Source organism: Dyadobacter sp. CY347, assembly GCF_021502655.1.
GTDB lineage: Bacteria > Bacteroidota > Bacteroidia > Cytophagales > Spirosomataceae > Dyadobacter.
In genome coordinates this window covers 89,469-111,396 of sequence record NZ_JAKFFT010000009.1, presented here as the reverse complement: position 1 = coordinate 111,396, position 21,928 = coordinate 89,469, and the positions used below count along the sequence as shown (strand labels likewise).

26 protein-coding genes and 1 pseudogene are annotated in these 21,928 nt (G+C 44.6%); 9 read left to right on the top strand and 18 right to left on the bottom strand.

Annotation, left to right across the window (positions count from 1 at the left end):
- Positions 1-124: 124 nt before the first annotated feature.
- The 4 genes from L0659_RS21375 to L0659_RS21360 all read right to left on the bottom strand — a co-directional run bounded on the left by L0659_RS21375 (position 125) and on the right by L0659_RS21360 (position 4,256).
- Positions 125-1,354, bottom strand: a complete 1,230-nt coding sequence (locus L0659_RS21375; protein ID WP_235128616.1) for a primase-helicase family protein — start codon at positions 1,352-1,354, stop codon at positions 125-127.
- Between the two features lie 12 nt (positions 1,355-1,366).
- A complete protein-coding gene (locus tag L0659_RS21370; protein WP_235128615.1) occupies positions 1,367-1,708 on the bottom strand; it encodes a helix-turn-helix domain-containing protein in 342 nt (113 codons plus the stop codon).
- A gap of 111 nt (positions 1,709-1,819) precedes the next feature.
- Positions 1,820-2,794, bottom strand: a complete 975-nt coding sequence (locus L0659_RS21365; protein WP_235128614.1) for a hypothetical protein — start codon at positions 2,792-2,794, stop codon at positions 1,820-1,822.
- Positions 2,795-2,843: 49 nt separating this feature from the next.
- Positions 2,844-4,256 (bottom strand): site-specific integrase, encoded by a 1,413-nt coding sequence (locus tag L0659_RS21360; protein WP_235128613.1) that lies wholly within the window; start codon positions 4,254-4,256, stop codon positions 2,844-2,846.
- A 455-nt stretch (positions 4,257-4,711) separates the two neighbouring features.
- On the opposite strand from L0659_RS21360, the gene L0659_RS21355 reads away from it, so the two are divergent.
- From L0659_RS21355 to L0659_RS21330, 6 genes and pseudogenes are all read left to right on the top strand, one after another.
- The gene (locus L0659_RS21355) at positions 4,712-5,104 is read left to right on the top strand and encodes an outer membrane beta-barrel protein (protein WP_409019373.1); all 393 of its coding nucleotides are present in this window, start codon (positions 4,712-4,714) and stop codon (positions 5,102-5,104) included.
- Between the two features lie 258 nt (positions 5,105-5,362).
- Positions 5,363-5,695 (top strand): helix-turn-helix transcriptional regulator, encoded by a 333-nt coding sequence (locus L0659_RS21350; RefSeq protein ID WP_235128611.1) that lies wholly within the window; start codon positions 5,363-5,365, stop codon positions 5,693-5,695.
- Between the two features lie 56 nt (positions 5,696-5,751).
- On the top strand, positions 5,752-6,321 hold the full coding sequence (locus tag L0659_RS21345; RefSeq protein ID WP_235128610.1) for a DUF6428 family protein: 570 nt from the start codon (positions 5,752-5,754) through the stop codon (positions 6,319-6,321).
- Positions 6,314-7,366 (top strand): annotated as a pseudogene (arsB, locus tag L0659_RS21340) (ACR3 family arsenite efflux transporter). The gene L0659_RS21345 and the pseudogene arsB overlap by 8 nt, the downstream one beginning before the upstream one ends.
- A gap of 11 nt (positions 7,367-7,377) precedes the next feature.
- A complete protein-coding gene (locus L0659_RS21335) occupies positions 7,378-8,154 on the top strand; it encodes a metallophosphoesterase (protein WP_235128609.1) in 777 nt (258 codons plus the stop codon).
- 104 nt (positions 8,155-8,258) lie between these two features.
- A complete protein-coding gene (locus L0659_RS21330) occupies positions 8,259-8,795 on the top strand; it encodes a hypothetical protein (RefSeq protein ID WP_235128608.1) in 537 nt (178 codons plus the stop codon).
- 53 nt (positions 8,796-8,848) lie between these two features.
- Here the strand turns inward: L0659_RS21330 and L0659_RS21325 are convergent, their stop codons facing one another.
- From L0659_RS21325 to L0659_RS21280, 10 genes are all read right to left on the bottom strand, one after another.
- Complete coding sequence (locus L0659_RS21325) at positions 8,849-9,151, bottom strand: putative quinol monooxygenase (RefSeq protein ID WP_235128607.1); 303 nt, start codon at positions 9,149-9,151, stop codon at positions 8,849-8,851.
- 12 nt (positions 9,152-9,163) lie between these two features.
- Entirely contained in the window at positions 9,164-10,297 is a 1,134-nt protein-coding gene (locus tag L0659_RS21320) for a S9 family peptidase (protein WP_235128606.1), read from the bottom strand.
- Positions 10,298-10,390: 93 nt separating this feature from the next.
- The gene (locus L0659_RS21315; RefSeq protein ID WP_235128605.1) at positions 10,391-10,792 is read right to left on the bottom strand and encodes a YetF domain-containing protein; all 402 of its coding nucleotides are present in this window, start codon (positions 10,790-10,792) and stop codon (positions 10,391-10,393) included.
- Between the two features lie 14 nt (positions 10,793-10,806).
- A complete protein-coding gene (locus tag L0659_RS21310) occupies positions 10,807-11,142 on the bottom strand; it encodes a hypothetical protein (protein ID WP_235128604.1) in 336 nt (111 codons plus the stop codon).
- A gap of 35 nt (positions 11,143-11,177) precedes the next feature.
- On the bottom strand, positions 11,178-12,266 hold the full coding sequence (locus L0659_RS21305) for a hypothetical protein (protein WP_235128603.1): 1,089 nt from the start codon (positions 12,264-12,266) through the stop codon (positions 11,178-11,180).
- The gene (locus tag L0659_RS21300) at positions 12,263-12,901 is read right to left on the bottom strand and encodes an ATP-binding cassette domain-containing protein (RefSeq protein WP_235128602.1); all 639 of its coding nucleotides are present in this window, start codon (positions 12,899-12,901) and stop codon (positions 12,263-12,265) included. Before L0659_RS21300 ends, L0659_RS21305 begins: the two co-directional genes overlap by 4 nt.
- A 110-nt stretch (positions 12,902-13,011) precedes the next feature.
- Positions 13,012-13,662, bottom strand: coding sequence for an OmpH family outer membrane protein (locus L0659_RS21295; RefSeq protein WP_235128601.1), 651 nt, complete (start codon positions 13,660-13,662; stop codon positions 13,012-13,014).
- A 66-nt stretch (positions 13,663-13,728) separates the two neighbouring features.
- Positions 13,729-14,412: a hypothetical protein gene (locus L0659_RS21290; RefSeq protein ID WP_235128600.1), complete on the bottom strand. Its 684-nt coding sequence runs from the start codon at positions 14,410-14,412 to the stop codon at positions 13,729-13,731.
- A complete protein-coding gene (locus L0659_RS21285) occupies positions 14,387-14,944 on the bottom strand; it encodes an RNA polymerase sigma factor (RefSeq protein WP_235128599.1) in 558 nt (185 codons plus the stop codon). Before L0659_RS21285 ends, L0659_RS21290 begins: the two co-directional genes overlap by 26 nt.
- Before the next feature lie 189 nt (positions 14,945-15,133).
- Entirely contained in the window at positions 15,134-15,730 is a 597-nt protein-coding gene (locus L0659_RS21280) for a short chain dehydrogenase (protein WP_235128598.1), read from the bottom strand.
- Positions 15,731-16,003: 273 nt separating this feature from the next.
- Between L0659_RS21280 and L0659_RS21275 the strand changes: the two genes are divergently transcribed.
- The 3 genes from L0659_RS21275 (at position 16,004) to L0659_RS21265 (ending at position 18,768) form a co-directional block, all read left to right on the top strand.
- Complete coding sequence (locus tag L0659_RS21275; RefSeq protein ID WP_235128597.1) at positions 16,004-16,588, top strand: DUF4142 domain-containing protein; 585 nt, start codon at positions 16,004-16,006, stop codon at positions 16,586-16,588.
- 171 nt (positions 16,589-16,759) lie between these two features.
- Positions 16,760-17,479 carry a hypothetical protein gene (locus tag L0659_RS21270; protein WP_235128596.1) on the top strand — a complete coding sequence of 240 codons (720 nt, stop codon included), beginning with the start codon at positions 16,760-16,762 and terminating at the stop codon, positions 17,477-17,479.
- A 131-nt stretch (positions 17,480-17,610) separates the two neighbouring features.
- Complete coding sequence (locus tag L0659_RS21265) at positions 17,611-18,768, top strand: T9SS type A sorting domain-containing protein (protein WP_235128595.1); 1,158 nt, start codon at positions 17,611-17,613, stop codon at positions 18,766-18,768.
- Positions 18,769-18,899: 131 nt separating this feature from the next.
- Here L0659_RS21265 and L0659_RS21260 read toward each other — a convergent pair whose 3' ends face one another.
- The 4 genes from L0659_RS21260 to L0659_RS21245 all read right to left on the bottom strand — a co-directional run bounded on the left by L0659_RS21260 (position 18,900) and on the right by L0659_RS21245 (position 21,852).
- The gene (locus tag L0659_RS21260) at positions 18,900-19,721 is read right to left on the bottom strand and encodes an NAD(P)H-binding protein (RefSeq protein WP_235128594.1); all 822 of its coding nucleotides are present in this window, start codon (positions 19,719-19,721) and stop codon (positions 18,900-18,902) included.
- A 57-nt stretch (positions 19,722-19,778) separates the two neighbouring features.
- Positions 19,779-20,579 carry a helix-turn-helix domain-containing protein gene (locus L0659_RS21255; RefSeq protein ID WP_235128593.1) on the bottom strand — a complete coding sequence of 267 codons (801 nt, stop codon included), beginning with the start codon at positions 20,577-20,579 and terminating at the stop codon, positions 19,779-19,781.
- Positions 20,580-20,890: 311 nt separating this feature from the next.
- Positions 20,891-21,277, bottom strand: a complete 387-nt coding sequence (locus tag L0659_RS21250; protein WP_235128592.1) for a VOC family protein — start codon at positions 21,275-21,277, stop codon at positions 20,891-20,893.
- A 38-nt stretch (positions 21,278-21,315) separates the two neighbouring features.
- Positions 21,316-21,852 carry a DUF4199 domain-containing protein gene (locus L0659_RS21245; RefSeq protein WP_235128591.1) on the bottom strand — a complete coding sequence of 179 codons (537 nt, stop codon included), beginning with the start codon at positions 21,850-21,852 and terminating at the stop codon, positions 21,316-21,318.
- Between the last annotated feature and the right edge of the window lie 76 nt (positions 21,853-21,928).

The window sequence follows — 21,928 nt, the reverse complement described above, 5'->3', positions numbered from 1 at the left end:
TCAAAGCCTCATCAAGCATATTTACCATGATGAGTTTTCTCATCGTGCTCATCATACCTCATCATAAAATAAGATACTTAGATGAGCATATTACATGCTGATATTTAGCTTGTTAGGCAGCATTTTATGGCTCCTCATCAAACTTTTGGCTAATCCAGTCCATAGAAACACTGTAATACCTTCCCGTTGAATGCACCGCAGCAAGCTCATTGCAGCTGTTATACAAATAGGTCTGGTAGTTCAAACTGTTGGCTACCGGCTTCAATCCCCAATCGTTTTGCAGGACACTAGAAACCTGCTGTCGAGTGAGCCTGGGCATGTTCCGTTTCAAAAGCTCGAGCATGTCCTTGTTTGTAAATTCGAGTTTACTGATGCCGGTAGTCTCAAAGATCTCCCTGAGGATAAATAGCATTTCGGTTTCCAGGCGGTTACGGTTGTTTCGGATCACGCGCATCAATGCATCGGTACGGATCTGTCTTTCCGAAAACCACATCCTGGTTTGCGCGACCGGCACAGACAGATTTCGCGAGATCAGGTAATGCAGAAAGGCCGGAAGCTCATTTACCATTATGTCCAATAGGTGGATGTTTTCAGAGGGAAGCACGGGCACCTTGCGTACCCAATACCGGGTTTCGGCCGGGTCAATGACAATAAAGTTCTCTTCATTATTAGAGCACAGGACAAACTTGCCAAAGAACTCGGTTTCTTTTCTGTCCTTGCCTTTGGCTTCTACCTTGGAACTGCGGGCCGTGCTCAGGTTCTTGATCTTTTCTGAATCCTCCCTTCGGTCTAGCAGCACTTCATCAACGGCAATGATCAAAGTGTTCATCCAGTCGGAATTGAATTGCGAGCGGAAATCACTGTTGCCGTTAAAGGTCATGTTCTTTCCAAAGATCAGTTTCAGAAAATTCAGAAAAGTGGTCTTCCCGGTTTTACGCTCTTTGGAGACCAGGCAAAGCACCGGAAGCTTCTGTGTCGGCTTTTGGTAAAGAAGGCTTAGATAATCCAGGCCAAGCTCAAACTGCTCGCCAAAAATGTGCCGTATAAACCCGAGCGTATTGGACAGGTTACCTGGCTCTGGCTTTGCATCCAGCTGGTGATAGAGGTTGTAAAAGTTTCCGACAATCTCTTTGTAGTCCAGATGATCAGGGACGCAGCAAAAACCATCAAACTTTCTGATCTTCTTGATCTGGCTGGGTTCCAGGTCTTGCCTGAGCATTTCGGCTGACCATGGAATCCACATCTCCATAAATTCCTTGCTGACCATGGGCTGCATACACTTTTTGTAATAGCCGGTCTGCACCCGTATATAACTGCCTGGCAGGTTCAACGGATAATTGTTGGCGGTCATCATCAGGTAGACAGCTTAGTGACGTTTTGCTTTGCGCCCAACTACCAGGGACGGAAGTTGCTCGCGGAGTTCAGACATTGTTTTTTTCTTGCCAGATTTGATCCACTCTTCCAGCTCGGATTTGTAGAAGTAAAGCCGTTTGCCCTTCTTGCTGACCGGGATCTCCCGATGGCAGACTTTTCCATAAAGTGTTTGCACGGAAAGATTAAGAAACTCAGCTGCCTGGGAAATCGTCATTAGTTCGATGGCTGACGGGGCTGGCTGTCGGGATTCCAAAAGTAGATCCTGGATGCTGTCAAGCTTCTGGTGAAGCTCGGAAACTGCCCGTGGCAGCTGATCAAATGAGTATTGCTCCATAACATTGCATGTTTTTGTTTGATACCGCAATGTTAGGTGCTTGGTTTGGAGGGTTACAAGTTGGAAGCAGTATTACCCCGCATTTGCCTACCGATATTTTTTGATTTTTATTTAGTTGTCCCTTCCTTTTTTGCTCCTGGCCATAGGAATTAAGGCAAAGCCACTGGCGCTGTTCCTGGTGACATCAAGAATTGGCGACTTGCAGATTTTAGTATCCGAAGAAATGATACCATTCAGGTAGCCAGTCGTGAACGGCTTGGCCTGGCCATTTGAAACATATTGAAAATGCGCTATGATCCAGCTTTCAAGTTCGGCCTTGTTACAGGAAACAATCAAATTCGCTTCAATGAGCTGTTTGAAGGCATCAGCAAGCTGGTTGCCATTGCTATTGAAAAGCAGTTTGTCTTTTGGAGAAAAGTTGTCGGTTAGCAGTGAGAATAGCGGTTGCTGTTCATTCTCTTCAAAATACTCCTTAAAGATTTTAAAAAATTGATCAGCTATTCCTTCGACAAATACAGGGTAGCGGCGAATGCGGACTGGCGTTGACTCGTCAGCAGTTGCTTTTTCAATCTCAGAATTTTGATCTTCTATCTTTGCAAGCGCAGTGACTTCCGCTATAAAGCCCGCCAAGCTTTCTTCTCTTTCCCGAATTGAATCACAAAGATCCTCAACGAACTCAGGGGTGACAATTGCCTCCGTCTTATTAGGCTCCAGAATATCATTGTAGAAAATCTCTGCGAATTCGATAATCAGCAAAAAGTTATCCTGGAAACTTTCGCCATTCGCTGGGTAATGACGGAAGTAATTCTGCCAAAACCTGTTGAATAGAGATAAAAGCTTCCTTGCCTGACCCACATATGCTTTTCTCCTCCCGGGATCTGCGCCAATGATGTCAATGACAGCCAGGTCCTTTAAGATCTGCAAGTGCTTTGCAAACTGTAATGATAAATTTGGGGTCTGTTGCGTAATATCATAGCCAGCTTTGAAGACTGGTCCGAGTTCGGCAGGCTCGCGCTTGTCCCTGATTTCAGTTAGTCGAAGGTCAAATTTTTGTAAGAAGGTGAAATATTCCTTGAAGTGTTCCATGCTTTGAAATTACATTACTGGCTATTTAGACGATGTTCAAGGTCAGTAACTACAACAACGCGCTGAGATATTTCTTTGTTTTTTCATCATCAAAACTACCTAAGTAGCTTTCCGTGGTCGAAATCGAAGTATGGCCAAGCGACTGGCTGATGAATGCGAGTGGCGCTTCTGATTGCAGCAGAATTGTTGCGAAAGAGTGCCTGGCGCTGTAAGTATTAACGTCGCTTTCGATTTCAAGCTCTTTGGCAATGCCTCTCATATATTGATTGGTAATCTTAATGACTTGGCTGATGATGATGCGCTCTCTCAACACCGGCATATCATTCTCAAGGAATGGGAAAATGTGTTTTTTGGCATGTCGGTCCTTGCCTGCCCACCTTTCTATGATTGCCAGCGTTTCCGGGAACAGGGTAACCTTAATACGGGTCTGGTTACTCTTTCTGCTCCTGGCCGTTTTCTGCCTGACAAAAGTCAACTTGTCAGACTGAATATCCTCCCATTTTAATCGACAGATATCATTGACATTCATCCCATTGCACAAATAAGAAAATACCCATAAGTCTCGGCTTCGTTGCTCCAGGCCAGGTGCACACTGGTATTCCATGATCCTTAATACTTCACCTTTCGTTAGCGCCTTTTTGGTATTGCTGCCAGCTGGAATGGTGTAACGATTTTTAGAGAACGGGTACAAATCCCGGTTGACGATGCCCTTTTCAATAGCATCATTAAACACTGACCGTATGTGGCGGCCGTAAATACCGACTGTCGTCAGGGAAGCAGCAACAGCTTTTCCTTTTTCGCTTTTTGCGGCTTTACCGTATTTGAGCATCCATCTTTCATATAGAGCCAGCATCTGCGGTGTCAGGTGTTCAAATTTTATGACGAGGTCCTCAGCTGCAACAGCCTTTCCTTTGGGCGCAATGTAATTTAGGTATTCATACCGCTGCTCAATCGTCAGCGAACTTACGAAACGGCTTAGGGAAGCAGCGGCTGAAAGATAACTGGTTGCATTACCGATCCTGCCTTGTTGTGTCATGGATTCGGCTTTTGATTTCAGTGCAGCAACAACGTTATTATCATCCTTGCGGTTTTCCAAGATTTTTCGGTCCTGGCCGTATATGCTTATCTCGTGTGCAAACAACTCGAAGCTAAAATCACTTTGAAGCTTTGAGATAATTGTCTTAGCTCGGGACAGGTAACTTTCTACTTCCTTTCCGGTTTGATCGTCTTCGAAGTAATTCCCGTAAAACATGTTCCATAATTTCCGGCGATAGTCATTCTTGACTTGTCCGGGAATTCCATTTTTGTGTTTTTTTAGAAATGTCCAATCCTCATCCTGGACTTTGATCCCTGTGGTAAATAGTCGTTGTTTTCCCTCGAAGGAAACCAACCATTTTACAATGCCTGCACCCTCATTTGAAGTACGTTTATCAAGGAATAAATTGACTGTTATAGCGCCCATGATTTCTTGTCATTTGGTATTGGTTGCAATAAACTTGCAATACAAATTTAAAAAACATCCAAAAATAACAAAAAATAAAAATGCCTGAAATAACGATAACAGTCTATTTTCCAAATATTTACAGAAATAACAAAAAATAAAAAAGTAGCAAAAAATACTATTTTTACGTGACTTGTAATCAGTAGGTCGTTGGTTCGATCCCGACTGGGGGCTCTTAAAAATGCGGTTCGCCGCTCCGAAAGCACTTAGCATTCATTTGCTAGGTGCTTTTTGTTTTATTTGAAATACTCGAAATCTTATTAAATGATGAATCAATTTAATTTTGAGTATACCCGCATTTGGGTTGCGGCTGGTCTAATGAAAACTTCGGCAATGCAACACCGTTCAGTTATTTTACCTCACGGCCAAGACGTTAAATTGTAATTTTGTTTAATGGTTCGTTATTCAATAACGATGTGCGGGTGAACAGATCAAGCTGGATCTACGCGGTTAATGCCAATACGACCTTCAAATTCTCCTCAACCTTTCAGCTGCAAGCGTCAATGAATTATTTGTCAAAGCAGGTTACTGCCCAGGGTAGGGATTCGCAATTTGTCACACCCAATCTTTCTGCCAGAAAAACCTTTCTGAAAGGGAAACTGGCTGCCACACTTCAATGGCAAAATGTGGACCTTGGGTTCATTGGCTCAAACCAGCAACGGATCACAACCTGCGGAAAGGACTTCTTTACGACCACCAACTACATTCAAGAGACGGATATCTTCCTCTTAAACCTGACTTACAACCTCAACCAAAGCTCAAAGAAGGCCAAGCTGCCGGCCAGCGAGTTTGGAGATAAGGAGTTTTAATAATGATCACTTCTTCATGTCTAGCAATTCAAATGCAATACTAATGAGCGCTGCATCCAAAGGATAGAAACTCCCGGGACACATAAGAGGGGGTGGATCTGCAAACCTTTGGAAATGCCAGTAACAGCTTTTCTGCAGGGATTTGCGTGTGCCTCTGTTTTTGAAGATCAAGTAAGTTATAATTCATCGTAAGATTCTATCAAACAAAAATATTCATCGTAATATTGCAATTATTGAAATTCTATCTATATTTGCGGCATGGGAGTTACCAAAACCGAAATATTTACCGAGCAGCAGAACCGTATCGCGGATCTGGCAAAGGCGTTTTCGCACCCGGCCAGGGTTGCGATCCTCCAATTGTTGATTTCTAGAAAAGCGTGCGTTTGCGGTGATTTGGTGGATGAACTCGAACTTGCCCAGGCGACTGTGTCCCAGCATCTTAAAGAGCTTAAAAGGATTGGGATTATCCATGGTGAAATCAATCCGCCAAGGGTATGTTATTGCATAAACCCGGTCGTGTGGCAGGAAGCACAAAGCACATTTGGTTCGTTGCTGGATACATTTGCACTTACTAATTCCTGCTGTAACTAGGCAGGACATTTTTTTGAAAATATCAATCGTAATATTACATTTAACCAATAGAAGCTATGAGGCAATTAAATTCGGCGGCCGGCGATCCGGCGACCGGCGATCCGGCGGCCGGCGATCCGGAAACCCGCGGTCCGATGACGTGGGGTGATTTCAAAAATACCCTTAAGCAAAATCCTGACCTGCACCTGCAATTTCAATTTGAGGAGGGAAAGTTTGTGGACAGCTCTTACCACATTACCGAAATTAAGCAAGCGCCGATCGTTTCAGTCGATTGCGGCGGCGTAATGAATAGCTGGACAGAAGTGATCGTGCAGCTTTGGGAGCCATCAGAACAAGAAGTAGACCGTTCGATGAAAACTGGCAAGGCGATGGAAATTGTTGACCTGGTTGAAAAATCGCTTCCACTAAACCCAACTGCGACTGTTAAAATTGAATTTGGCAATTCGAAGTTTGATACCCGCCAGATGTATCCCGGAGAGTTTGCTTCCGATGGTAAAACATTTACAGTAAACCTGGTCCCGGATTTCACCCAATGCAAGGCACTTACCCGAAAACAAAGCTGCGGCACAGCGTCAGCAGGAGCTTCATGCTGCGCGCCAGCCCCTGTCATCAAAAAGAATGAATAACCCCCGTCTTTCCTTTTTAGACCGCTACCTGACTTTATGGATCTTTTTAGCCATGCTGATTGGTGTGTCAGTTGGCTATTTCTTACCGGGCACACCTGATTTTATCAACCAATTTAATTCGGTGTCAGGCGTGAACGTTCCGCTGGCCATTGGACTTGTGCTGATGATGTACCCGCCACTGGCCAAGGTGCGTTATGCAGAGCTGCCAAAGGTTTTTAAAAACACCAGGATCCTCGGGCTTTCCCTGCTTCAAAACTGGATTATCGGTCCCTTGCTAATGTTTGGATTGGCAGTAATTTTTTTACCAGATAAGCCGGAATACATGATAGGGCTGATCATGATCGGCATTGCGCGCTGAATTGCCATGGTGATTGTCTGGAATGACCTGGCCAATGGTGACCGCCTGTATGCGGCAGGACTGGTGGCTTTCAACAGCATTTTTCAGGTCTTGTTTTATTCGGTCTACGCGTATGTGTTTGTAGTAGTTTTGCCATCGCTTTTTGGCTTAAAAGGATTTGAGCAGGGCCGCCTGGCGGCAAACATCACCATCGGCCAGGTTGCCCAAAGTGTTTTCATTTATCTGGGCATTCCATTCCTGGCTGGCATTATTTCCAGGATCGTGTTAACGAAGCTATTTAGTAAGGAATGGTATGAGAAGAAATTCCTTCCGGCAATCAGCCCGATGACTTTGATTGCCTTGCTCTGTACCATTGTGGTGATGTTTAGTTTAAAAGGTCAGCTGATTGTCAGCATACCATTTGATGTGCTGCGTATCGCGCTGCCACTGACAATCTATTTTGCAATCATGTTTTTCTCTGCTTTTTACCTGTCGAAGCGTGCAGGCGCGGATTATGCCAAATCTACTTCCCTGGCCTTCACTGCCGCAGGTAACAACTTTGAGCTCGGGATCGCGGTCGCAATCGCTGTATTCGGTATTGATTCGGGGGTTGCATTCGCTGCTGTAATCGGCCCGCTAATCGAAGTGCCGGTGTTGATCCTGATGGTCAATTTTGCACTCAAACAACAGCACAAGTTTTTCAACTAACCACTTTTTAAATGAGAATTGCCCTTTTTTCAGACATTCACGCCAACCTTCCGGCATTGGAGGCGTTTTTCAAAGATGTTGAAACCAGAGATACTGACGCCATTTATTGTCTGGGTGATCTGGTTGGTTATAACGTCTGGCCTAATGAAGTTATTGACGCAATTAGAAAGCGCGGTATCCCTACCATTGCTGGTAATTATGACTTTGGGATTGGAAGGAGCAGCGACGATTGCGGCTGCGCATATAAGACAGACGAAGAAAAAGAAAATGGCAGAGTATCGATTGCTTACACAAACGAAATTGTCAAAGACGAGCAGCGGGCCTACCTAAGAACGCTGCCGGCACACATCCGTCTCGAATTTCAATTAAATCACAAACCGTTATCGTTGCTTTTGGTACATGGTAGCCCGCGACGGATCAATGAATACCTATTTGAGGACCGCGACGAAAAAAGCATGTTACGCATTATGGAGCAGGCCAGTGCTGATGTGATGCTTTTCGGGCATACCCACAAACCTTATCACAGGATCTTGGGCTCAGTTGAGCCAGACGGCACAGATCATTTCCGGCATGCGATCAATATTGGTTCTGTCGGTAAACCGAAGGATGGAGATCTAAGGGGCGGCTATGTGATCCTGCATATCAATGCCGATGCATCAATATCAAGCAAGGAGAGCATTATGGTGGACTTTATACGTTTTGATTATGACATTGAAAAAGCGGCCAAGGCCGTGGAAGACTGTATCCTTCCGGATGCTTACGCAGAATCATTACGCCTGGGAAAATGAAACTAGCGCTAAAAAAAATGCCGTTTTGCCGCTTCAAAAACACTTAGCATTCATTTGCCAGGTGCTTTTTGCTTTATTTGTAAATCCAATTAACAGGTGCGCGCATGAAATATTTTGTGTTAATGTTGGTTACTCTGGTTTCCGCCTATTCGAAAGCCCAGATTCCGGAAGTGGATGTTCAGCAGATCGCTTTGATCAGTCCAAATAATGAAGCTGAGGGAGTTTTGTCAGGAGCCAGCTTTGCAGCTTGTGTAAAGGTCTTCGGAAAGCCTGATAGCATTTCAAATCACTATTCCGAAATCGATGCGGATACATTGAAGCTGTACAGGTATGGCAAGAACGAGCTGTATTTCCTGAAAGGAAAATTAGATAATTGGCATTTACTGGACAGCAAAATCTCAGTCGGACAGGTGGGTGGACAAACATTTAAAGTGGGAGATAAACTGGTCCCAGTCTCAGGAAAGCCATTAAATTTTAAAGGATTTCAAATTACCCACCACGACGGCGTGTCTCAAAACCTACGCTACAAATCCGCAAGCATCAATGAAGTAAAAAACGGCACGGTTTACGAGGATAGTTTCTTAACACTATTTTTTAACTCAAAAGGAACGTTGTTTTCGATCTCGAAACTCAGTCGGTAGGCGAATGTTGCGCCATCTAACCGAAACAACTATTGCCTAGCAGCAGAGCAGGCTTACAATCCTGCTCCTCCTAAAATTTCTAATTCCTGTCCCTTGGATGGTTGGCCGTCGAAAATTGGCATGGCTCTGCCTATTAATTCTCTGACTCCGTTCACATTTAAGGAATTGTCATGATCCTCTTTGCTGTCCCAGATTTCCGTTACATAGACGGCATTTAGGTCATTTGCATCCTTTCCAACCGCATAAACTTTACATCCTTTTGCAGTGGACATCAGTTGGGATGCTTCTAACAGGATGTTGGCGAGTTCTTCGGCATGGCCTGCCTTTGCATTTAATTTTCCGTGAAGTAGGTACATAGGTTTCCTGGTTTATTTGTTTGATAGTTTGATTTGCGTAGTAATCCAATCGGATATGGCAGCGAGGGCTACCGGTGAAAAGGTTTCGGGAAGACCTGCATACTCATTCGGATGGCCTGTTTTGCACGACTGAAAAAAATGGTTGAGATCAGCCAGCTCTTTAATTGTAACATTTTTATTATTCCCGTCGCTTGCAGCTTTTAAAATGGCAGGCAGATTTTGCGACGCACTTACCTGCAAATCTTTGGCGCCATTTAAAGCCAGGATAGGACAAGTGATTTTGCTAAAATACGCCGCCGGGTCTGATTTGTAAAGAAACTGATACCAAGGTGTGCACATTGCATTGATCTGGCTGGCAAAAAATTGCTCTTTGCTCTGACCGGGGGGAAGCACTTTCTCGGGAAAGTTTTTCAAATTTCTTTTAGCATGTGCTGCCATTTTTGTCCGCAATAAAGTGGTGTCTGGTGTGCTAAGTAGGATTTCAATCGTTTCCTCGTCCATTTTCTTCATCATGGCTATCTCGTTTTCCTCAATGCCGCCAGCACGCGCAATCAGCTCGGATTGCAATTTAATGACTTCAATCCCCTTGACACCCGGCCCGGCAAGCGAAATAACAAAGCCAATGTCCTTCGTCCGGGACGCGGCAATAGCAGCCACTAATCCACCTTCGCTATGCCCGGCCAAGCCAATTTTTTGCGAATCGATCTCTTTTCTCGTTTTGAGATAGGCTACGGCACTTTCTGCATCCGTTGCATAATCGAGCGTGGTGGCCATCATGAAGTTGCCTGTTGACTTACCAATGCCCCGGTCGTCATAGCGCAGGACAGCAATTCCCTGTCGGGTGAGGTGATCGGCAATGACAAGGAACGGTTTATGGCCAAATACTTCTTCATTTCGATCTTGCGGTCCGCTTCCACTGATCAATATCACTACTGGAAACGCGCCTTCTTTTTTAGGATAGGTAAATGTTCCTGAGAGCTTGATGCCGGCCTTATTATTTGCAAAAGTCACATCTTCACTTTGATAGGGATAAGGTAATGTTGGTTCCTGCGCTTTTGTTACAACCGGGTTTGTCCTCAGGCCAAAATATACCAGGACAGCTGCAGTAACAACGAGGATTACTAAAATGATCGATTTCGTTTTCATATCAGTAATAACTCAGAAACGTGGAATTTTACTGGTTGTAACCGGAAACTTCTCTAAACTCATGGGACGTAAGCGAAATCGGGAAACCTGCCGTTAAGCCACGCGTTTGGTTTGTATTGCTTTCACCCAGTCGTTGTTTTCACATCTTCCACACTTTTTTGGGCCTGTGGGAATGTGCTCGATGTTTCCGCAAACAACGCAGGCATACTTACCTTGCTCGCTTACATTTTTGGTTGTTTGTTTATAAAGTTTGGGCATCACGGGAAGCCCCGGTTTTACCTCATCGTCCTCGAAAAACAAGAAACTGATATTTCCATTGGGTTCAAGTATGGCGGTCCGGACCTGGCCGAGATGCTCAATGCTTTGCTGGCGCATTTCAGAAAAAAATTCGTCTTTTGCATAGGTTTCGTCGCCCGTGTCTAAGTTAAATATGCCGTCTTCGATCAGGTAAACCGGGCTACCTTCCAACACTCTTTCGAATTTTTCATTCCTCATGGCAAACCAGGTGATCAACCGATAAAACCCCAATATTGTAATGAAAACCAGCAGGGCGGGTATGATGGCATTTTTTTGTTGGACATTGGGTCTCCGGCTGCCGAGCCTAAGCCTAGAATAATGGCAACTTCGAAAATGGAAAGCTGCTTGACTCCTTTTTTGCCCGAGGTTCTTAGGAAGATCAGAATTGCGGCAAACATGATTAAGGTTCGGATTACGATTTCAATGGCGAATTCCCAATCCAGGTCGTTAATAAACAATTCTTGCCAGTCCAAAGTACAGTAAGTTAAGATTTTGCGATTTTTGGTGAGCAGGGAAAGAATCATACCAATAGCAATGACTAGGAACATTGTAACCCATGTAACGGGTCTGTTTTAGTTGCAGTTCAACAATTTCTAATCCTGCGAAGAGGATAAAATTTGGGAAAGGCATAAAGTGAAAACATCAGGCCGCAGGCAGAAAGCAGGAGGAGGGGTATTTTATATAAAATCAATAAGGTTAGAATGGTAAAACCGAACAGGATAACCTGCATGGCATTCTCAGGCAGTCCTGACTTTTTATAAATATATAAATGCGACCGTATAAGAATGGTCACACCCAGCATATACAATTGTACGATCCCGGAAATGCCGATTGCACCATTTCGCATCACGACGATTGTCTCGGGCAAGAGCAGCAGCAAATGCGGCACGACAATCCCGGCCCATCGCCTCCATAATGAAACAGGCAGCGATCTGCCCCAGAGCCAGATTTCCGCTTCCCATTTATATAACTCCAATGAAATTCCCAGATTGAGCAAATAGGCCAGCGACATGCCGACGGCCGGCATTCTGATGTCGTATTCGCCCGAGCTGTAATAAAGCATTGTTCCGGCGGTTACCAGCATTCCGCCTGTTTTTCCAACTAACAAAGTAATGCCCCGTTCGCGCACGAGCCACTCCATGGACCAATAAAGCGGGGATGCGGGTCTTGGGATAGACCATTTAATAATGCTTTTGCGGCTGACCGGCACATACAAAACTGGCTTCCTGATGCGCCATTCTGCTGTGACGGCGAGGAGTAATATTAACAAAATATAAAAAGGAATGACCGGCCAAAAGCGATTTAGCAGCTTATCCTGAACGGCCATGATCAACAGGTAAATGCCATAATACAGAATGGGTTGAAGAAAGCCCAATGCTTGTAATAAAAATCTACGCGTGCGTACGAACACAGGCCAAGCGCGGCTGTGATAGATGAACCTGTATTCTGGTAACTTCCATGTGCTAATCACGAACTGTCCGCAGAGTAGGCTGTAAAGCAACCAGATCCCAAAAAGCGTAAGCATTCCATAGGTTCCGGTCAGGAAAAATACGGCGAAAGCGTGGTGCTCATTGGCGCTCAGGAATCCGAAAAGCACACATAACAACATCAGAAATGTTCCCGCGCGCTGCCTGAAAAATACTGAAACGGTGGAAAGCAGCAGCATGTTCATAGGGCACCGTTGGCTATGAGCGTTTGATCCTTCAATTGGAAACTTTGAGAAACATGCAGCCCTTCCTGCTCGAATTGCTGGTGTGATGATAGCAGGAATGTAACGCCGTTGCGATGGTATTCCTTGATCAATTCAAGAAGCACTTCCCGGGCTTCGCGGTCGATGGTTATGAGCGGCTCGTCGAGAATAATGACCGCCGGGTTGCCCAGAAAGGTAAGTACCAGCGAAACTTTTTTCACCATGCCGCTGGAACAGCTCCCAAACGGGTTATCCAGATAGTTGATCCCGAATGCTTTTATCAGCATCGCACATTGCGCATCGCTGGCTCGCTGTGCTTCGGCGACGAATGCAATCAGGTCGGCTGGCGTGAGAAAAGACGGATAAAGCGGCTCTGCTTCCCCGAGGTTGAGGCGGAGCCGGTATTCGACGGGATCTTTTTTCTGATCATATTTACCTTCCAGCCTGATGCTTCCGTCAAACGGTAACATTCCGGCGAGCGTCCTGAAAAGTGTCGACTTACCAGCGCCGTTTTCTCCTTGTATCCAATAAATGCCTTTTTCAATTGAAAAAGAAGGGATCGATAGGATTTCGCGCTCGCCATACCGCTGCCTCAACTGCGTAATTTCCAATACCATACAAAACAATATTCAAAGCGGCACATTTGCTGGCCTTTGTGAATATACGTGATATTCCCGCAACAATTTATACGGTATGACAATCCATGAAAGTCATTGGCGTGGAGTGTTTACGGCTTGGCGTTTTTAGTGGCGGGAATTGGCTTGGCTGGATTTGAGGGGGCTGGACTGGTTGGTGACTTTTCGGATTTCGAAGACGGCTCAGGCTGGTTCGGATCTACACCTAATTTTTCCAATATCAAATTGGTAACATTATTCTCCTGCGCAGAGGCGAATAGTATAAATGGCACTGTTCCTTCCCCGCCGTCCATATTTAAAATATAAACGTAACCATGCTCTTTACCAATCTGTTGAATCGCGGCATTGACTTTATCCTGAATGGGCGCCATAAGCTGCTGCTGTTTGTTTTGCAGTGAGTATTGCGCTTTACTGCGCATTTCCTGGATACGTGTCTGTAAATTCTCCAACTCCTTTTCTTTATCAGCCCGGATGATATCGGTCATCTGACTGGCTGTTTTCTGGTAGGCATCAGCCTTCCCCTGAAACTCTTTGATGGATTCATCGATCGCTTTTTCGAGCTGGGTCTTGGTGATCTCCAGTTCATTGAACATAGCCTTGCTTTCCGGCAACCGGGCCATGACCAAATCAACATTTGTATAACCAATTTTCGGGGTGTCAGTAGATTCAGTTGCCTGGCTAAAAGCTTGCAAATGGGTCAATATCATCCAGGCAAACAGACCTAAGTTTGTTAAACGTTTCATGTATATAAATTTTTATTAGAAAATTAAAAGCGCATTTCGGCTTAATGTTGTTTAATCAAAAAACAATCAGTAACGCTCGTAATGGAGCTGATCGCTGCTAAGCTTACTCGCCAGAACGTGCTGATTTACAGTGAGCCAGAAACTGCGGAAGTTTGCCGGGTCTTGTAGCTGGACACTTTGATTGCGAAGCTCGCGTTCCTTTTTGGCCTGCTCAAACATTTCCAGCAGGGAAGGCAGTTCATTATGCTCCTCGTCTGAGACAGGGATGCTTTGCCCGAATAAAAGGTCATTCCCATAAGATACCTGCCGGAAAGAATTGCCGCGTTTCTTTGCAAAAACCTCAGATGGTTCTGTTAATGGCTTATTTGAATTAGAACTTGCAACATGAGATACATTCTGCTTGATGTTTGGTTTAAAAACGCTATGCTGCACAGGCGTTTCTGCATCACGACGCAAAGGTCTGCGAGTTTCTAATTTTAATGTGGGATCAATGTTTTTAGTTTGACTAATGCTGCTTACCCTAGGTTTGGTCCCGAAGTAACCATTCATGCCATCACCCGTGACAACAATAGACAATATCCCAAAAATTACCATCGCCGCCATTGAATAGGAGAGCACGACCCATCTCTGCTGTCTTTTCTTTCGGGCCTCGAACCGGTCCCAAAACTTATCGGGATCCCAATCGGGGTCACTTTTATCAGACGTATCCAGCAGCGCTCTGATCTTACAAGACAAGTCTTCGTTTTTCATAACTCGGATCTAAGTCGATAATTCTTTTTTGCAACATTACTTTCGCCTTACTAAGCTGGGATTTTGATGTCCCAAGTCTGATCCCCAGCATTTCTGATATCTCAGAATGGGAGTAACCTTCAATCTCGAAGAGGTTAAATACCGTCCGATAGCCAACCGGAAGCCCTGCGATCACTTCCATGATCCTGTCCGCAGTCAGGTTTTCAATGACAATTTCGTCGAGAAAATAACTTTCTGTTTCCTGATCCTCCAACATTTTAAAGGGCTTCTCTTTTTTAATGATCGCGAGGCATTCATTCACAACAACTCTTTTTATCCAGCTTTCAAACGCGCCTACCGATTCAAACTGGCAGCGGCCCATTTTTTCGAGCATAATAAAAATCGCATTGGATACGGCATCTTCTACTTTGTTATTATCCGGCAGATAGCGTCTTGCAGTGCGGTGCAGGATTTTCCCGTAGGCATCAAAAAGCTTTCGCTGCGAACAGACGTCTTTTTGCTGAGCTTGATGAATAATTAAGAGCGTAATCAATGTCCCTTGCGAATGTTCTATTGGTAAGAATAATCTTGCAGAACGAATGGTTGCCTGACAAAAAACTATTTTATTAAAAATTTTCGGCCGACGCAGTTATTCAGTCAGCAACCTGCTTATACTAATACTAAAAAAAGCCCTGGTGCATTGCCAGGGCTTTCTTATGCTAGTCTATGTTTATTTCAATTATTACAAAACCTTATAATTCTGGCCGGTTTGACCGCCTGCTACGCTTTTTACATAAGCTTGTGCGACGCGGTGCATGGAAACCGGAACGTGGCCCGGGAAGAAAGGGAAATAACCCGGCGACTCTTCCACTACGTCTGGTCCGACTGCATTGATGCGGACGCCATTCGTCAGTTCAATGGCAGCAGCTCTGACAAAAGCGTCGATAGCACCGTTTATCGCACTTACAGCGGCCCCAAGTACGATCGGATCGTCACCCATGGTTCCTGATGTTAATGTGAATGAACCGTTTGGGTTAATGTATTTCTGGCCTATCAACACAAGGTTTACCTGGCCCATTAGTTTGCTGTCTACTCCCGCACGGAACTCCGTTTCCGTCATGTTGGCGAGCGGACCGAAGTGGCCATAACCGGCAGTGCTAACGATCGCGTCAAACGGTCCAACTTTCTCAAATAAAGCTGTGATTGATGCAGCATCTGCAATGTCGACCTGTAAATCGCCGCTTTTTGAACCGACCTGAACAATTTCGTTTCCGTTTTCCAGTGCTTTTACGACGTGCTTACCGATTGTTCCCGTAGCGCCGATGATAATGATTTTCATGATAATGAGTTGTTTTTAAGAAAAGAGGATTGTTTATTTTTACGTTAAGTGAATTTCCTAACCTCTGTATAAAAGCACGATTATCAAAATCTTACTATCCAAGCGACGATTTCACTAACTGTGATTTTCACGTCGAAATATCTCCATTCATACTGCCGGGCTAAATCGCTGCAATCTCAGCCTGGCCGGGCATGCTTTTTTATACATGAGTGCGACATATGCCGGCATATCCGGCCTAGCTGATTTTATCACCACTTAAACAAAACATTACCAATGAAAATCGCATCAACAATCATGGCGCTGGGAACGATAGCAATTCTATCCGGCTGCGGGTCAAAATCGACTGAAACAACGGACACGACTGAGTTTGCAGACAGCACCAACGAGGCTGCCGCCGACACTTCCGCTTCAGACACTTCATCCGCTTCTGCGGGAGACGATGCTGAATTTGCAGTAGAAGCTGCGAATGGCGGAATGGCGGAAGTTGCATTAAGTAAAATCGCAGTAGACAAAGCAACAGATCCGAAAGTGAAAGAATTTGCGCAACAAATGATTAAAGATCATTCGAAAGCAAATGATGAGCTTAAAACACTGGCTGCAAGCAAAAACATTACCTTGCCTTCGGCACCAAATGAAGAAAAGCAAAAGGCAGCAGCTGACCTGGGTGGCAAAAGCGGAAGTGATTTTGACAAAGCCTACGTGGCACAAATGAAAAAGGATCACGATGAAACTGTGAAACTTTTTGAAGACGCACAAACAGAAGTGAAAGACGCAGAGCTGAAAGCGTTTATCGATAAAACGCTGCCCGTGATCAAAGCGCACGCAGAACATGCAAAAAGTCTGGATAAGATGAAATAATTTGCAGCAAGCAATGGTGAAGCTGGCGGCCACGAATGTGGCCGCCAGCTTTTTTTTGTGCATTTGCTCCGGGTGTTAGGGAATGTGAATGATGAAGCCTATTCGGACCTTCATTTACACAAAAAAGTTACATCTTTACTGAGAACATTTATTTAACTCTTCATTCCATTTATGAAATTTAAAATTCTACCCTTAGTTTTTACCTTCCTGCTCATCAATCTCTGTGGTAATGATTTGATGGCACAACTTAAAATCGGGAACAATCCTGCCACCATTGAAGCAACTTCGAACCTTGAAGTGGAGGCTTCCGATGGAAGAAAATTCAAAATAGACAAGACCACTGGAACGGTTACCATTAAAGATGGATCTCAGGAAAATGAAAAGGTTTTGGTTTCTGACGCCGAAGGTAATGCCAGGTGGAGGCTTTTGACACCGAGTAATTTGAGTGCTTTTCCCTTTTTGCTGGCAGCGGGAGCCGCAACTGGCCCGTTGACAAATGGAGAGCGTGTTTATCTTAGTTTCCCATCGCTGATGTGGGCACAAGGCGGCTTTCACATCCCGCTTAGTGGCGTTTACAATGTTTTGTACGAAGGTAAATATAACGTAGAAACCAGCCTTACAATCGAAAATAGCGAAGGTTGCACAGGCACATCCTTGATGGGGATCGAGGTAAATCCGGTTTATAGCGGAGTTTTATCAGAGTATGCCGTCTTAGATGAAAGGCTCGCACCTGTTTATCAGGATAGATACATTTTGAAAGCAACTGTTCTCACCAACTTGATGCCAAACTCAAATTTGTCATTTTCAATTTTACCAAATATCAAGTCGCCTCAGGATGGCTGTGTCGTTAAAGTGCTCGGCGGGGAATTTAAAATTAGCTATCTCCCATGATTCGACCTGTGTTAGTAACCAAACAGCGACTGGTATTCTCTTTTGGTAGAAGGTATGCCAAATGTCTTATCTCATTTTCCCTTTTTGCTACGGCTCTTAGCAGCAATGCGCAGCAACGGATATATGGCAATATGCAAATTCCTTCTGGTAGTCAAATAACACTTTATGGAGCGCAGAGCTTTGCTGGCGGAAGCGGTGTTTCTGCTGCTATTGTCCTTGTGGCGCGTACATCACCCTTTGGAGTTTTGAATTTTGCGCAAAATGTGCAGGTTAGCAATGCAGGGGCAAATGGGTTTGTTGATGGCTATGTCCGGAAATTCGGTGCTTCTTTATTTGTTTTTCCCGTTGGTAATAATGGCTTTTACGGACCTTTCGCAGCCGCGGCAGACAATACCACCGGTGCGTACTTCCATTCGAACCCATCTGCTGCGTCACTGAATACAACCGCCAAAGATGTTTTCGTAGCAGCAGTCAGCGAGACAGAGTATTGGGACATCAATGGCACAAATCCGACAAAACTTACGCTGACGTGGGAAAACTCCAGTGCGATTCCATCATTTGCGGATGAAATGGATCAGCTTACTATTGTAGGATGGAGGAATGGTAAATGGGAATTGATTCCGTCGGTGGTTGATGTCACGTCAATCCTGGGCAGAACTTCGTCCCTTCAAACTGGATCTATAACTACCTCCAATACATTGCTTCCGGACCGCTATGAATTTTACACCTTCGGCACGGTTTCAGGCTCGCTTCCTGTTACATTAAGTCATTTTACGGCAAGGGCTGAAAGTGCTGCGGTGGTTTTGGATTGGAGGACGACATTCGAAACAAATAGTGATCATTTTGTCATTGAGCGAAGTGGCGATGGAAAAGGATGGCAGCGAATTGGAGAGGTTGTATCTGGTAGGGAAAGTACAGAGCGAAAAGATTATAGTTTTGTCGATCCAAAACCAGTTTCCGGCACCAGTCTTTACCGACTAAAAATGGTAGATGCAGATCAATCTTTTACGTACAGCGCCGTCCGATCGGTATTTTTCGACCAATTTTTAGAAAATGATCTTTTATATCCCAATCCGACCTCGTCCTTTTTAACCATTCGATCTAAGCACATTTCTCTTGACCGATTAAGCATTACTGTTACAGATTTAAGTGGTCGTGACCGCAGCCATTCGGTATCCCAAACCGATGATCAGTTGGACATTCAGAAGCTTGAAAACGGTTCATACATTTTTAAATTCGTCGACGAAGAGGGGCACATTATTAAGACAAAAATTGTCGTTCGGAAGTAAACGTATTTCTCGTGGAGGATTGTAATATTTCATCGGCCTATTAACACTTGAAATCAATCAGGTGATAATAGGCCGATGGAAATTTTGGTAGGGTCAAAAATGACGCGGATTGCTCACCAAACCGCTCATTTCTATTCCCGCTGGTTCCAAACACCCGTTTGGACTGCCTTTTTTACGAATGTGCTGAAATCCGTTGGCTTGCGGCCGAGTGCTTCTTCGACCCCGTTTGAGAGATATTCGTTCCGGCCGTCAAGGACTTCGATGAAGAGATATTTTAATAGGGAAATGACATTCGCCGGAACCTGGTATTTCGTGAGCATTGCTTCGTATTCGTCGCCTGTAATTTCCTGGTAAACAATTTCCCTGCCCGAGGCTTCGGCGATTTCTTCAACTGCCTCGCGGAAAGTCAAGAGCTTGGAGCCTGTCACTTCATAGAGCTTACCATTGTGTTTTTCGTCAGTCAGTGCCGCCACGGCTATGTCCGCAATGTCGTCGGTGTCGATGAATGGTTCCCGCACGTCTCCGACGGGAAGCATCACATATCCGGCCAGAATTGAATCGACGATGAAGCTTTCGCTGAAATTCTGGTTAAAGAAGCTGGCCCTGATGATCGTCCAGTTCAATCCCGAACCCATGACGACCTGTTCACATTGCTTCGCCTCCGCTTCACCGCGTCCGGATAACAGGACAAGTTTCTTAACGCCCGTTTGCGATGCGATCTTTGTGAAAGTGCTGACCGCTTCGAGCGCTCCCGGTGAGGCCAGGTCAGGTTGATAAGAAATGTAGACCTGGCCTATGCCTTCGAGCGCGCCGTTCCAGGTGGATGGATCTTCCCAGTCAAAAGCGGGTGATGCGGTGCGTGAACCGATTCTGACATCTGCATGCCTCGCTTGTAATCTTTGTGCAACCTTGCGGCCTGTTTTCCCGGTTCCTCCCAATACTAAGGTTTTCATGAGCTAATTGTTTTGGATCAATAATAATTTTGACCAAAACTACGGCAGCCAAAAAGCCTAAAATTGAACAGAACCGTCAACCGGCTTTTTTTCTTTTGATTTTTTCGATTTGTAAGCGCGCGGCGTAATGCTCGTGAATTCCTTGAAGTTCCGGACAAAATGGGACTGATCTGCATAACCGTTTTCATAGGCGACGTCCGACAGTTTTTCGTATTTGCCTTTATCCATTTGCCGGATGGAAGAATGGAAGCGAACGATTTTGGAAAATAATTTCGGAGGCACGCCAACCTGGGTGGCAAATTTTCTTTCAAATGTACGTTCAGACATTTCGGTTTTTTGCTGCAAATCCTTGATGGAATATGTGCCGTTCGAATTCATCATGAACATCGTCATATTTTGTATTTGCTGGTCGGCATTTGCAGCGCTGGCCTGTTTCAGCAGAAATGCTTCCATTAAGCTCACTTGCTCTTCGGTCGTAACTGCTTTCCGTAAATTTTCCTCGACTCCATTTGAATCGGAGGAATAACTTAGCATATCGAGGCAAGTGTCGGTTAATTCACAGGCATTGATGCCAAACAGCGCGTGAATGGCATAAGGATATAACACGAACACGATCATTTTGTAGCTGCCTGAGCATTTCATTTCAATCGGTTTGACCGTCTGGCCATATAACAGAAAGCTGGACAGCGCTTTATCACCAATATAAACACCCGACTCGGTTTGTTGGAACATGAGCCCTGAACACCCGTCGGCGAAGAATTTTAGCGAGTGGTCCGTTTTCTCAATGTCATGATTTTCCAGGACCCAAATGTTCTTAATGTACTTTTTAAGGGTTGATTCCCTGATGATTGGCTTCATATGTAGTACATTTTTGTTGCAAAACAGAGATAAATAAGCCTTAGAGGCTCGACGTCAGTAAATGTAATAGCAGGAAGCATTCGAAAACTTGTACAAAACCGACATTTACCCCTTCAATTTACCGATCGCTAACTGAACCCTGCCAGTCAATCATCGGCTTTGAGAACAAAATTCTATTAACGTTTATTTGTAACGGCTTATAAAAGTTCTGGTACACACACTATTTTTCACCTATACGCACACTATATTTATTTTGGGATACAAAAAGATAAAAGCTATCCCAATTTGTTCTAACGCCGAATGTGCTTCACTTAATGTTGCTCGGCGATTTGAATCAGGTTTCCGCAGGTGTCATCAAACACTGCAATAGTAACATTACCCATTGTTTTGGGCTCCCCGGTGAACATTACCCCAAGTTTCACCAGCTTGTCATAACTTTCGCTGATATCATCGACCCCAAACATGGTCGCGGGGATCTTCGCATCAAACAGTGCTTTCTGGTAAACTTGCGCCGGACCAAACGCGGTCGGTTCCAGCAGCAATTCCACATTGTGAGCATCTTCCGGCGATACGACCGTTAGCCATTTGTATTCTCCGAGCGGGATTTCGTTTTTTATCGTAAAGCCCAGTTTTTCAGTATAAAATTGCCTGGCCTTCTCCTGGTCATTGACCATCACACTTGTTACAATAATTTTCATTTGCTTATCGATTGGTTAATATTTTATAAAATGCAAAATCAAGCCGCTGGAAGCGATTGCGTTGGTTTCTTTTTCAGGATCAATGCGCACAGGAGTGATACAATAAGTCCAACGGGCAGGATTTCAAAGTAAGTGAACAAAATGACCATGAGCGGATTCTTATACATTTCACGGTAACCATCCATTTTCACGGATTCAGCCTGTATTTCCTGAGCCGTTGCTCCTTCTTGCTGTAATTCGCGCATGACATGCGTGGAATAGCGATCCATAAATTCGGGAACGAAAAAGTAATAGTCTATGAGCCAGACCATCACATAAATTGTGGATGCTATTAATGAAATGTAAAGGCCGATCTGGAATGCTTTGCCGAATGAGACAAAACCGCCATTGTATTTGTCCCGGAAATTGCGGACACCCACAAAAATCAATGAAAAGGAAAGGAGCATTGCCGCATAGCCCAGCAACATGTTCCCTTCAAAGTTATTGCTTGAATAACAGACTGCGATGGACGATACCATAAACACTGAAACAATTATCCCGGCAATGATGCCGCAAACAAGGATTATTTTTCTCATAACGCGATCGTTTGGTTTGGTTATGCAGCAAAATTGAAGAGTAGGTCGCTAAATTAACTCATACTTTTGGGTGATT